The 12919-nt window shown below is 68.2% G+C and carries 10 protein-coding genes and 1 pseudogene; 8 read left to right on the top strand and 3 right to left on the bottom strand.

All coding sequences use genetic code 11. The features are described from left to right. The first annotated feature begins 10 nt into the window (after nucleotides 1-10). The 5 genes from G7043_RS40165 (at nucleotide 11) to G7043_RS40145 (ending at nucleotide 5864) form a co-directional block, all read left to right on the top strand. Complete coding sequence (locus G7043_RS40165) at nucleotides 11-1261, top strand: DUF4303 domain-containing protein (protein WP_207312379.1); 1251 nt, start codon at nucleotides 11-13, stop codon at nucleotides 1259-1261. Between the two features lie 637 nt (nucleotides 1262-1898). Continuing rightward, on the top strand, nucleotides 1899-2783 hold the full coding sequence (locus tag G7043_RS40160; RefSeq protein WP_166053966.1) for a LysR family transcriptional regulator: 885 nt from the start codon (nucleotides 1899-1901) through the stop codon (nucleotides 2781-2783). Nucleotides 2784-2856: 73 nt separating this feature from the next. Continuing rightward, complete coding sequence (locus G7043_RS40155; RefSeq protein ID WP_166053965.1) at nucleotides 2857-3912, top strand: tartrate dehydrogenase; 1056 nt, start codon at nucleotides 2857-2859, stop codon at nucleotides 3910-3912. A 66-nt stretch (nucleotides 3913-3978) separates the two neighbouring features. Further along, entirely contained in the window at nucleotides 3979-5115 is a 1137-nt protein-coding gene (gene solA / locus G7043_RS40150) for an N-methyl-L-tryptophan oxidase (RefSeq protein ID WP_166053964.1), read from the top strand. 68 nt (nucleotides 5116-5183) lie between these two features. Beyond that, entirely contained in the window at nucleotides 5184-5864 is a 681-nt protein-coding gene (locus G7043_RS40145; protein ID WP_166053963.1) for a haloacid dehalogenase type II, read from the top strand. A gap of 144 nt (nucleotides 5865-6008) precedes the next feature. Here the strand turns inward: G7043_RS40145 and G7043_RS47840 are convergent. Both G7043_RS47840 and G7043_RS40135 read right to left on the bottom strand, forming a co-directional pair. Further along, nucleotides 6009-6367, bottom strand: a pseudogene (locus G7043_RS47840) (transposase); the annotation flags it as partial. Nucleotides 6368-6708: 341 nt separating this feature from the next. After that, a complete protein-coding gene (locus tag G7043_RS40135; protein ID WP_166053962.1) occupies nucleotides 6709-7434 on the bottom strand; it encodes a GH12 family glycosyl hydrolase domain-containing protein in 726 nt (241 codons plus the stop codon). A gap of 561 nt (nucleotides 7435-7995) precedes the next feature. Here G7043_RS40135 and G7043_RS40130 point away from each other — a divergent pair. From G7043_RS40130 to G7043_RS40120, 3 genes are all read left to right on the top strand, one after another. Next, on the top strand, nucleotides 7996-9594 hold the full coding sequence (locus tag G7043_RS40130; RefSeq protein WP_166053961.1) for a phytoene desaturase family protein: 1599 nt from the start codon (nucleotides 7996-7998) through the stop codon (nucleotides 9592-9594). Beyond that, nucleotides 9591-10511, top strand: coding sequence for an alpha/beta fold hydrolase (locus G7043_RS40125; protein WP_166053960.1), 921 nt, complete (start codon nucleotides 9591-9593; stop codon nucleotides 10509-10511). The genes G7043_RS40130 and G7043_RS40125 overlap by 4 nt, the downstream gene beginning before the upstream one ends. Before the next feature lie 334 nt (nucleotides 10512-10845). Beyond that, nucleotides 10846-11766, top strand: coding sequence for a helix-turn-helix domain-containing protein (locus G7043_RS40120; protein ID WP_166053959.1), 921 nt, complete (start codon nucleotides 10846-10848; stop codon nucleotides 11764-11766). Here G7043_RS40120 and G7043_RS40115 read toward each other — a convergent pair. Continuing rightward, a complete protein-coding gene (locus G7043_RS40115) occupies nucleotides 11713-12828 on the bottom strand; it encodes an XdhC family protein (protein ID WP_166054154.1) in 1116 nt (371 codons plus the stop codon). The genes G7043_RS40120 and G7043_RS40115 overlap by 54 nt on opposite strands. Between the last annotated feature and the right edge of the window lie 91 nt (nucleotides 12829-12919).

Genomic DNA, 12919 nt, shown 5'->3' with positions numbered 1-12919 from the left:
TTACGCGGCCGTGCTGGACCACATCTACCGCGAACAGGACGGCGTGATCGCACTGCCCGTCTTCGGGATCAACAGCGTCGAGGCGTTGGCGCGCAAACCCGCCGAACTCCAGGACGAGGTGCGCTGGAACGCCCCGGACTGGGACGACTACGCCGACGACTGGCTCCCGCCCGAGGTCGCCGAACACTGGCAGCGGGCGCTGACGGCGGAGGCGTGCGCCGGCACGACCGACCACTGGAACGAGACCTTCAAGAGGTTTCTGGCGACGCTCGTCCGCGTCTGCCGACGAGCGCGCAAGACGCTGCGTGCGAACGGCGTCACCGACAAGGACTTCGTGGTGGTGCTGATCGATCTCGACGACTACGAGTCGCTGATCAAGCAGGTACTGACCGCCGCTGAGGTGAGCCGCCACTTTCCAGAGCTGGACGAGCGGGCGGTCGCCCTGGCCGAGCTCGCGGCGCTCCCGCCCGGCGAGCGCGCCGTGCGACTGGTTGACCTGCTGGGCACGTTCGGGGGTCCCGTCGACTCGGAGGACGCCGAAGAGGCGCTTCGCGATCTCGGGCCGGCGGCGTTCCCCGCGCTGATCGACCTGCTCGGCAGCGCGGACGGCGCGTGGCAGGCCGCGAAGATCCTCGCGGACATCGGCAGGCCCACCGAAAGCGTCATCCACGCGCTGTACCTCGCGCTGGGCCATGCCGACGCGGACCACTGGGCCGCGATCGCGCTGTCTCGCCTCGGTCGGCTGGACCTCGTTCTCGCACGCGCCGACAGCCTCTCCGAGGGTGCGGTGGCCAGCGCGGTCGCCGGGCCGTACACCTCCTTCCGCGACCACGCTGTCGTCACGCTGCCACTGGACTACCGGCCCTTGGCGTGGGTCATCGAGCACTGGCCCGGCTATCTGCCGGCGTTGACGGAGAGCCTGACCCCGGGCAGCGGGTACTGCCGCATCACCGCTGCGGAGGTCGACACAGCCCTGCACGGTCTGAGCTCGCCGCACATGATCATTCGCCGGCACGCCGTGAGCGTGCTCGGCGAGCGCCCGCTCGGCAGTCAGGCCGGGCAGCGGGTGCTGCCGTTGCTGTGCCGGGCGATGCGGTACGACCCAGACGCGTCGATTCGCCGTCTCGCGATCTTCTCGCTGTTGTGCTGGGGCCGGGACTCCCGCCACCTCGCTGGTCTGGTCCGTGAGGCGTTGAGCGACCCGGACGCCGCGGTACGTGAGGCTGCGGCGTACTGGTTGCGCGAACAGCAACTCGCTTGAGCAGCATGTTGTCGGGATGACGGGCGGCGGAGCCTCACGTATCGTCCGCAAACCGCCGCACGCCAAGTTATCCGCAGGCCGCCGCAGCCGTCCCGTCGGCACGCCTCTCACCGACATGCCCTGGACGCGTCTTCCTGCGAAGGGACACGCCTGAACGACGGTCGTCCTCTGTCCCACTGCGAGGCACTTGCTGGTACGACCCATGAGCGCGAAGGCCAGGCCCGTCTCGCGTGACCATCCGCGGGACGGGCCTGATGTGTCCAACAGGCCAGGTGGAGCTACTCAGCGCCAGGGAGTGCTACGGGGTGAACAGTGTGCGACTCGGACACGGAATTACCCCACGGGAGCAATTGTCTCCGCGGGGGTAATTGCTCTATATAGGCACTTGTTTCGACGGTGCGCGTCACGATGAGCCCAGGGCTCGGTGCCGTGACCAACCACGCGTTCATCCACGTCAGAGCGGCTGTGCGGCCGCTCCATCACACGCGTCCAGCGCCTCGGTTAGCTCTGTGTCCCCGCGTCGGTGACGATTACGGGCCAATGCATCGGCGTCCGTACTTCGTCGAGGCGGTCCTGCACGCCACCGCGGTGGGGACCGATCGAGTCGTCGGCTGATTTCTCGAGGGCAGTGAGGCGTATGGACATTCGGCAGCTGGAGTACTTCCTCGCGATCGTTGATCGTGGGGGGTTCAACCGAGCGTCCTCGGCTCTGTACGTGTCGCAGCCTTCGCTGTCGCAGGCTGTGCGGGCGCTGGAGCGTGATCTCGGCTCCGAGCTGTTCCACCGCATCGGGCGCAGGGCAGTGCTGACGGAAGCCGGAAGGGCGCTGATCGAGCCTGCCCGGGAGGCCGTGCGGAGTCTGGAGACGGCGCGGGCGAGTGTCGCGGCGGTGCACGAGCTGCGTGAGGGGCGCCTGGATGTGGCGTCGATGCCGTCGCAGGCGGTGGAGCCGCTGACGAGTTTGGTGAGTGGCTTCAGCCGCCGGTATCCCGGCGTCTCCGTGGTCATCAAGGCCGCGTTCACCTCGCGTGATGTGATCGACATGGTGCGCACGGGTGCTGTGGAGCTGGGGCTTTTGGCATCCTCAGGCCCGGTCTCCGACAAGGAGGTGGCCTCGCATCCGTTGGGGCGTCAGCGTTTTGTGCTGGCGGTGCCGGCCGATGGCCCGTTCGCCGGCCGGACGTCGGTGCACTGCCGGGAACTCGCGGGACAGCGGCTGATCGTCGGGCAGTCGGGAACTGGCATGCGCGCCTACGTCGACGTGCTGCAGGAACAGGGCATCGAGCTCACCGTCGCCGCCGAGACCGAGCACCGCGTGTCGCTCATGCCCCTGGTACTGGCCGGGGTCGGGCTCGCGGTGGTCACGGATGCGTGGCGGGACGTCGTCCGGCGACTGGGCGCGCGCGTCCTGGACATCGAGCCGGAGGCCACTTTGGACATCGCGCTCGTCAGCCGCCGCGGCATCCTGTCGCCCGCGGCCGCCGCGTTTGTGAGGGCTGCAACCGCGGCCCCCGACCGCTGATAGGCACCGGTTATAAGGGTGATCCGCTTTGCGTCTTGGACGCTTCACGGACCGCCTTGCTGCAATCTTCGCCATGACGAACCACCGCATCGCCCTGATCCCAGGCGACGGCATCGGCACCGAGGTACTGCCCCCGGCACAGCAGGTCCTCGACGTGCTGGGTCGCCGCCACGGTTTCAGCCTGTCCTACACGTCGTACGACTGGTCGTGCGAGCGGTACGTGCGGGAGGGCTCCATGATGCCCGCCGACGGGCTCGACCAGCTGCGCGACAAGGACGCGATCCTGCTGGGTGCGGTGGGATACCCCGGGGTGCCCGACCACGTCTCGCTGTGGGGATTGCTGATCCCGATCCGGCGCGGCTTCCGCCAGTACGTCAACCTCCGGCCCATCCGCGTCTTCGAAGGCATTGACAGTCCGGTGCGTGGCGCGCGGCCGGACGAGGTCGATTTCGTCGTCGTGCGGGAGAACGTGGAAGGCGAGTACGGCGAGGTCGGCGGCCGGCTCAACAGCGGCTTCCCGGACGAGATCGCCGTGCAGGAGGCCGTGTTCACGCGGGCAGGCGTCACACGCGTGGTGGACTACGCCTTCCGGCTCGCCTCCGAGCGCGGCGGACGCCTGACCTCCGCTACCAAGTCGAACGGCATCGTGCACACCATGCCGTTCTGGGACCAGCTCGTCACCGAGCGGTCCGCGTCGTTCCCGCAGGTCGAGTGGGACCAGGAGCACATCGACGCGCTCGCGGCCAAGTTCGTCCTCGAACCAGCACGCTTCGACGTCGTCGTCGCCTCCAACCTCTTCGGCGACATCCTCAGCGATCTCGCGGCCGCCGTCGCCGGATCCATCGGCATCGCCCCGTCGGCCAACCTCAACCCCGAGCGGGACTTCCCCTCGATGTTCGAGCCGGTGCACGGCTCCGCACCCGACATCGCGGGCCAGGGCATCGCCAACCCGTTGGGCGCGATCTGGTCCGCGGCCATGATGCTCGACCACCTCGGCCATCCCGACGCGGCCAGGGACATCACGGACGCGATCGTCTCGGTCCTGGCCAAGACCGACGTCCGCACTCGTGACCTGGGCGGTACCGCGACCACCGCCGAGTTCACCGACGAGCTGATCGAGCATCTCTGAGTCATCTTCGGGCCGGGAAGCGAACACCGTCCCAGTGGGACCGAATCGGAAGAAAGGAGCGACCTCATGAGCATTCCGAAGCGCGTCGCCGTGATCGGCGCCGGCAGCATGGGCAGCCAGGCCATGTGGCGACTGGCCGCCCACGGAGCCGAGGTCGTCGGCTACGACCGGTACGCGCCGGGTCACGACCGCGGCGCGGCCGGGGGCGAGAGCCGCATCTTCCGAGCCGCCCACCTCGGCGAGCCCGGGTACATTCCGCTGCTGCGGCTCGCGGACGAGCTGTGGGGGCAGCTCGAAGCGGAGACGGGCCGGTCACTGCGACGCCACGGCGGCAGCCTCGTGATGGGAGAGGCCGACTCGCCGGCCATGCGTCTGCTCCTCTCCACCAGCGCGGCCCACGGCCTGGACCACGAAGTACTCGACCGGGACGCCCTCGCCCGTCGCTACCCGCAGCACCTTCTCCCGGACGGACACACCGCCGTACTCGACCGGCTGGGAGCCGTCATCAGGCCCGAGGCGTCGGTCCAGGCGGCCGCCACCCGCGCCGAACAGCTGGGAGCCCAGCTGCGCCGCTACACCCCGGTGCGGGAAGTCGTCCCCGCGGCGGGCGGCGGCGTGCAGATCGTCACCGACCACGGAACGGACCACGTGGACGCCGCCGTGGTGACCGTGGGCCCCTGGGTCAACACACTGCTCCCGGATCTTCCACGGACCGTCGACGTCCGCCGGGTGGTCTGCTCCTGGCACCTGCCCACCCGCCACGACTGGTTCGCGGGCGGGGCCCCTTCCTTCGTGCGCAGCACACCCCACGACTGCTTCGGGATCCCGTCGCCCGACGGCATCTCCGTCAAGCTCGGCCTCTCCTTCGCACGCCACCTACCGGTGCCTGAGCCCGAACGGCTCGACCGGACTGTCCGCCCCGACGAACTCGGCACCTTCCACGAGCTCATCCGTGAACTCATGCCCGACCTGAACCCCGACCCCATCAGGATGTCGGCCTACATGGAGGGCTACACGAACTCCGGAAACCCGCTCGTCGGCCATCTCCCCGGCGAGGACGACATCATCGTCATGACCGGATTCTCCGGCAGCGGCTTCAAGCTCTCGCCCGCGATGGGAGAGATCGCCGCCGACCTGGCGCTCGACGGCCACACCGATCACCCCGTCGACTTCCTCGCTCCGGCAGGAACCGGCGCCGCCTGACCCTGGCGGCATCACTCACCTCACCTCGGCATCTCTGTCACAGCCATGCCTGAAAAGGGAGCTCCACCATGCCCATTCCCTCGTTCCAGTTCCGCCCGAAGTACGTCTCGTTCGACTGCTACGGCACGTTGATCGAGTGGCCGATGACCCCCATCACGCGTGAGCTCGTCGGCGACCAGATCCCGGCCGAGCACTGGGACCAGTTCGTCAAGGAGTTCCGCGGCTACCGCTACGACTCGGTCCTCGGCAAGTACTACCCCTACGAGCAGACGCTGCAGGACGCCTTCGAGGGGGTCTGCCGCAAGTGGGGCGTGAAGGCCGCCCCGGACGCGGGCATGCGGTTCGCCGACGGCGTGCGCAGCTGGGGCCCGCACGCCGACGTGCCGGAACCGCTGAAGAAGATGGGTGAGAACTACAAGTTGGTGATCCTCTCCAACGCCGACGACTCCTTCCTCAAGGAGAGCGTGCCCAGGCTCGGAGCGGACTTCCACGCGGTCTACACCGCGGAGCAGGCCGGCTACTACAAGCCCCGGTACGCGGCGTTCGAGTACATGCTCGACCAGCTCGACGCGTCCCCCGAGGACTTCGTGCACGTCTCCTCGCACACCCGCTACGACCTGATGCCGATGCACGACATGGGCTTCCGCAACCTCGTCCTCCTGGACCGCGGCTGCGACCCCGTCACCCACGGCTACGACTACGTGACGGTGAAGTCCCTGGACGAGCTCAACACCATGCTCGGCATCTGACGCGCGACGCAGGACCTGTCAGGCCCCTACGTCGTCCCCGCATCACGGAGTGTCCGTATCCTGTACCGCTCGAAAATTCATCGCTGCAGCTCAAGCCGGGTCTGTCAAACGCGCGAGCGGTGTAACTCGGGTTGAAGGAAACAACTACTTGCGTCCGGCGGCCAGGCGGCCGTCGAAGGCGATCTCGAACGCGTTCAGCGCGGGTTTCCACCGCATGGTCCAGCGTTTGCGGCCGGTGCCGGTCGGGTCCAGGCTCATGATGGCCATGTAGACGCATTTGAGCGCTGCTTGCTCGTTGGGGAAGTGCCCGCGGGCTTTGACCGCGCGGCGGATGCGGCGTTGACGCTCTCGATCGCGTTGGTCGAGCAGATCACCCGCCGGATCTCCGGATCGAACGCCAGGAACGGCACGAACTCCGCCCAGGCGTTGTCCCACAACCGCACGATCGCCGGATACCGGCCGCCCCAGGCCGCGGTGAACTCGGCGAACCGTTCGCGGGCGGCGAACCAAAACCGGTCCGCGGGCTCGTAACGAACCGGCCAGGTCAACTGCCGACGAAGCACAACATTCTCGTGCCGCAGAACAAGAAGCTCCGCGTCCTTGGCCGCCTCACAGCGAAGCAGCACCGCCGGAGCAGACAGCAGCTTGCGCAACACCTGGTACAACAGCGAACCGATCACCCAGACATGCTCGCAGCCGACAGAACCTCACCGCTCAGAGCAGCGATGCCTTTCCAGGCGGCACACGATCAGAGCTGGCACGTCACGATGGGGCCGTTTGCGGAACTTCTTCCGGGAACAGCCCCATCTGCATGTTCGCCTGGTCAGGAGATCCCGCCAGGTGCTCAACCCACGTTGGCGTAGAAGTTCGTGACGTCCACCTGCCCGCTACCGGTGAAGATCTCCGTCCCCGCCTGCACGCTGGTGAGATACTTCGAACTGCTCATCCAGCCGCGCCCGACGAGGTGGTTCAGGAAATCGCGCGCGTTGAACGCGGCCGAGTTGGTGTTGGACTTGCGCACGAACGAGTAGACGTTCCAGCCCGTCGAGCCGCCGATTCGACCGCGGTACAGGTCCCAGTTGGTGCCCGCGACGGTGACGGTGGCCTGGAGGGTGCCCGCCGGGCCGGCGCCACCGGCCTTGTACGTCCAGATCATCACCTCGTCGCTCGGGTTGTTGTTGCTGCCGGGGTTGGACATCGGGTGCAGCCACAGGTCGTAGGCGACGTTCATGGCGCCGCCGCTGTGCCGCACGTTGTAGCTGAAGCCGGTGTTGACGCTGCGGTTGGCCGACAGCTGCACCGGCAGACCGGTGCCGGACCGGCGCCAGCCCCAGTGCCACCCGAGAATGGCCGCGTCGTAGGACTTGACCGAGTTGCTCGCGCCGGACCAGCTGTAGTTCGTGCCCCAGCTGATGTTGTTGCCGGACTGCGAGTTGGTCCAGATGCACTGCCAGCCGGAGCCGGAACCCGCGCCCCACAGGTTGTTGGTGATCCAGTACTTGCCCATGTCGTACGACCCGCCCGAGTTGCACGTGCTGGCGGCCTGAGCGGGCGCCGTGTGAACGGCCACGCCGGCGAGTGCGAGGGCAGCCGTGGCGAGAGCGACACGGAACCTGCGGGCAAAACCCCTTCGAACGAACTTCCCCTGTGCCAGGGACGCAGCGCCGGCAGTCGGCTTTCCTGTTGGCTGCATTCGAGCCTTCCTTTCGGGACATTGTTGCGGTGGATCAACGACCGCCCAAATGGAACGGTCTCCCCGTCCGGAACCCGGCGGAAGGCTCCGCATGCTTCAGAACTGCACGAAGAATCTTCGCGCACGCCTTTGCACTCTTGAGATATACACCGGTTGCGACCGGGCAACAAGCTGAAAACCAACATATCCCCGGACTGCCTGAGGCAATTTGCCATGCGGTCATCGAATCCGGGGATATTCGATACTCCCCCGATGTCATTCGACAGCTCGTTCGACGCAATCAGGTCTTTCGCAGATTTGTTCGAGACCAGCCGTCGGCCGTTGAGCGCGGGCCGACGCCTTCACCGCTCACATCGGAAAGGCGCGGATCAGTTCACCGGGATGATCTGCCAATGCCTGGATTCAGGTTTATGAAGTCAGGTAGTGGAGGAGAGCCGGATGTCCGCAGGAGAGAGCTACGTCCGAAGCCAGGTGGGAGACACCTGGGACGCGATCGTGATCGGTTCGGGGATCGGCGGCCTCACCACCGCGGGCTTCCTCGCCCGCGACGGTCACCGGGTGCTGATGCTCGAAAAGCACACCACGGCAGGCGGCTGCACCCAGGTGTTCCGCCGCGCCGGGTACGAGTGGGACGCCGGCCTGCATTACATGGGCGAGGTCCACCGGTCCGACAGCAGGCTGCGCCACATCTTCGACCACATCACGAACGGACAGCTCGAGTGGGCGCCGATGCCGGAGATCTACAACCGGATCGTCGTCGGCGACCGCGCGTACGAGATCCCTGCCGGAGCGTCCAAGTTCGCCGAGAGCCTGAAGGGGTACTTCCCGCAGGAGAGCCAGGCCATCGACGCCTACCTGGACCTCGTGTTCGAGACCTCACGGGATGCCAAGACGTTCTTCGCCCACCGCGCGCTTCCGCCCGCGATGGCCGAGGCCGCCTACGAGCAGATGTGCGAGCCGTTCCTCGCCAGGGCGGATCGCACCGTCACCGACGTGCTGTCCGAGCTGACCGAGAACGAGGAACTCATCGCGGTGCTCTGCGGTCACTTCGGCGACTACTCGCTGGAACCGTGGCGGGCGTCGTTCGGCATGCACGCCATGCTCGTCCGGCACTACCTCGACGGGGCCAACTTCCCCGTCGGCGGCTCCGGCCGGATCGCGGAAACTGTCGCCGAGGTCATCCGGGAGTCCGGCGGTGCGGTGCTCATCGGCGCCGAGGTGGCGTCCATCGTCATCGGGGCCGACGGTACCGCCCAGGGCGTGACGATGACGGACGGACGGCAGTTCACGGCCCCGGTGGTGATCAGCGACGCCGGTCTCGCCACGACGGTCAACCAGCTGCTGCCGGCCGAGGTCACACAGGAGACCGGTCTCGCCGAACGATGCCACGCGATGGAACCGTCACTCGGCTGGGTCGTGCTCAACATCGGCATCAAGGAGTCCACTTCGGACCTCGGCCTCGACGGGACGAACATCTGGGCCCACGGCGGCGCGGACCAGAAGGCTCACGTGGCCGCTCACCACGCCGACCCGCACAACGAACCCATGCCGGTGTACTTCCTGTCGTTCCCCTCCGCGAAGCACCCGAGCTGGGAACAGCGCTACCCCGGCCGCACCACGATCGACGTCTGCGGGCTCACCAACTGGTCGCTCTTCGAACCGTTCGCCGGGACCCGATGGATGCGGCGCGGCGAGGAGTACGACCGGCTCAAGGATCGCCTGACCGAGGAGCTGCTCGGCCAGGTGCTGCGGCTCTGCCCGCAGCTCGCCTGGAAGATCGACCACGTCGAACTCGCCACTCCGCTGAGCTTCAACCACTTCCTGGGACGCACCACGGGCGACTTCATGTCCCTGGCACACACCCCCGAACGGTTCCGGCAGCAGTGGATCAGCGCCCACACCCCGGTGCCGGGCCTGTACCTCAGCGGCCAGGACGTCGCGTGCGCCGGAGTCAGCGGTGCCATGGTCGGCGGCGCCACTGCAGCGGCGGCGGTGCTCAGGCGCAACGTCTTCGAGGACCTGGTGACCAGCCGATGACCTCACACCGGCAGTTGTCTGTCAACGGACTGTCCGTCCACATCGCCGAACAGGGCGAAGGCCCGCTCGTCCTGCTCCTGCACGGGTGGCCGGAGACGTGGCACTCGTGGCGCCACCAGTTCCAGCCGCTCGTGGACGCCGGCTACCGCGTCGTCGCTCCCGACCAGCGCGGCTACGGGCGCACCGACAGCCCCGAAGGTGTTGAGCAGTACGGCATTCTGCACCTCGTGGGGGACGTGGTGGGGCTGATCGACGCGCTGGGCGAGAAGCAGGCCGTCGTGATCGGGCACGACTGGGGTGCCGTGGTCGCGTGGCAGACCGCGTTGCTGCGCCCGGACCTCGTGCGCGGTGTCGCCGGCATCAGCGTGCCGCCGGCACCGAGGTCGCCTGCTCCTCCGCTGAGCCTGCTGCGGGAACACCTGGGCGAGGGCTTCTACCAGATCTACTTCCAGCATCCGGGAGTCGCGGAGGCGGAGTTCGAAGCGGACGTGCGCACCACCTTCCGGAAGGTGCTCGGCGGCGACATGATCGCGCCCGGTGTGCCGGAGGGCGGAGGTTTCCTCGACCAGTTCACCGCGCCTCAGGCACTGCCGCCGTGGCTGGACGACGAGGACGTCGACGTGGCTGTCGAGGCGTTCACCCGGTCCGGCTTCCGCGGTGGCTTGAACTGGTACCGCAACATCGACCGCAACTGGGAACTGACCGCACCCTGGCACAACGCCCGGATCACGCCGCCCGCGCTCTTCCTCAGCGGTGAACGCGACGTCGTCCGGCAGTTCACCGATCCCGGTGCGATCAAACGGATCAGCCAGGACCTCCGCGGGGTCGTCGACGTTCCCGGAGCCGGGCACTGGCTGCCGCAGGAGTGCCCGGCCGAGGTGAACGCCGCGTTGCTGGACTTCATCGAGAACCTGTGAGCCGGGCGGGATGCTCACGCGTCCTGCCCTGCCCACCGGCACGGAACCATCAACGTCCGGCCGTCAATTCGGTGATGCGGAGGGACCTGTGGTCTCCACCATCGAGGTCCACTTCGAGGCGGTCGACGCGGCCGCCCTCACCTGACGGGCCTGCGCGAAGACCAGCCGCTCGGCGGATCCCCAAACGAGACGCCGCCGGAGCGCTACAACCCCGAACTCACGGGCGGACCTCTAGGCTGCACTGCGCCGACCTCGGCTCACCTGCGTGATCACCGGGTGGTCAGGGTCGGCGTCCGCGTTTTCCAGGTGCCCGACCACCAACCGGGGAGTGCAGATGTCATCGGACGCAGCGCTACGCGACCACGAAGCGTCCACACCGGACCGCCAGACCGCGCTCAAGGAGTTCCTGCGGTCACGCCGGGCCCGCATCAAACCCGAGGACGTCGGCCTGCAGTCGAGCGGGCATCGCCGTGTCCCGGGACTGCGGCGTGAGGAGCTGGCCCAGCTGGCAGGTGTGTCGTTCGCCTACTACGCACAGCTCGAACAGGGATACAGCGACGGCGTGTCCACCTCGGTCCTCGACTCCGTCGCACGCGCGCTGAAGCTCACCGAGGACGAACGCTCCCACTTTCTCCGGCTGGCCCAGCCGGAGCGTCCGACGGCTCCCCCGGCCACGGCCCAGCAACTGCGGCCCGAGATCCAGAACCTGCTCGACGCACTCGGCGTCCCCGCCTTCGTCACCGGCCGGTGCATGGACATCCTGGGCTGGAACCGGCTCGCCGCCACGATCTTCGGAGACCTCGGCGACCTGCCGCCGGAGGAGCGCAACTGGCCCCTGCTGATGTTCTTCTCCAGCACCACGCGTGAGCGCTTCGTGGACCTGGAACGCCGGGAGCAGAACACCGTCAGGATTCTGCGCACGCACCACGGCCTCTACCCCGGCGATCCCCGGCTCGCCTGCCTGGTGACGGAGTTGTCGCGGAAGAGCGAGCGGTTCCGGCAGCTGTGGGTACGCCACGACGTCGGCTGCGGCAACACGGGCCCCCTCCGGATGCGGCACCCCCTGGTGGGGGAGTTCGACCTCAAGACAGAACTCCTGATGCTGCCGAACGACCCCGACCAGCGGCTGCAGACCTATCACGCCGAGCCGGGCTCGGCGTCGGAAAAAGCCCTGCGGGTCCTGGCGGAGTGGAGTGATCCGTCAGGCGGCCCGGCGGTGGATGGACCCCGAGACCTCGGACAGCCGCAGACCTGAGCCCTCGTTGGCGTCGGCGACGATCTCGGCGACGATCGAGATCGCCGTCTGTTCCGGGGTGCCTGCTCCGAGGTCGAGCCCGATCGGTGAACGCAGGCGCGCGAGGTGCTCTTCGGGAACGCCGGCCTCGCGCAGCAGGTCCAGGCGGTGGTCGTGGGTGCGCCGGGAGCCCATCGCGCCCACGTACCCGACCGGTTGACCGAGGGCCAGGCGCAACAGCGGAATGTCGAACTTGGCGTCGTGCGTGAGCACGCAGACGGCGGTCCTGGCGTCGACGTCGGCGGTCGCGAGGTAGCGGTGGGGCCAGTCGACGACCACCTCGTCGGCGTGCGGGAACCGGGCGCGGGTGGCGAAGACGGGGCGGGCGTCGACGACCGTGACGTGGTAGCCGAGGAAGGAACCCGCCCGGCTCAGCGCGGCGGCGAAGTCCACGGCACCGAAGATCAGCATCCGGGGCGGGGCGGCGTGCGTGTGGACCAGCAGCGTTAGCCGCTCGGGACAGGTGGCATCGTCCCCTCCCACTTCGACGCGGGCGGTCCGCCCCGCTCGCAGCAACGCGCCGGCTCGGCTCACCACCACCTGGTCCTCCCGCGCACTGCCCAGTGACCCGTAGTGCGCGTTGCCGTTTCCGAACACGGACATGACACGCCCGATCAGGCTTTGCGGGCCGTCCACGATCTGCGTCACCGCGACGGGCCGTCCGGCCAGCACCTGCTCCAGTGCGAGCACGAGAGGGACCCGGTCGCCGGCGTCGATGAGCTGCACGAGGACTTCGAGTTCGCCGCCGCAGGTCAGGCCGACGGCGAAGGCGTCGTCGTCGGAGTAGCCGAACCGGGTCAGCACCGGCGGGCCGTCCGACTCCAGAACCTGTTGGCACAGTTCGTAGACAGCACCTTCCACGCAGCCGCCGGAGATGCTGCCGACCACCGCGCCGTCGGCGGCGACCGCCAGCGAGGTGCCGGGTGGCAGCGGTGCGCTGCCGCTGACCCGGACGACGGTGGCGAGCGCGAACGGGCGGGCCTTGCGGAACCAGAGGTGGAGTGTGTCCGCGATGTTCAGCAACGGTGAATCTCCTGTGGACAGTCGGGGTGCCCGCCGCCGCTCCGGAGTTCTCCGGGTGGGGCCGGGCGGCGGCGGGCTGGACAGCCGGGTT

This window comes from Lentzea alba (assembly GCF_011067745.1).
In the GTDB taxonomy this organism is placed as follows: domain Bacteria; phylum Actinomycetota; class Actinomycetes; order Mycobacteriales; family Pseudonocardiaceae; genus Lentzea; species Lentzea alba.
The sequence above is the reverse complement of the archived record's forward strand: the minus strand, read 5'-3'. Positions and strand labels throughout refer to the sequence as shown.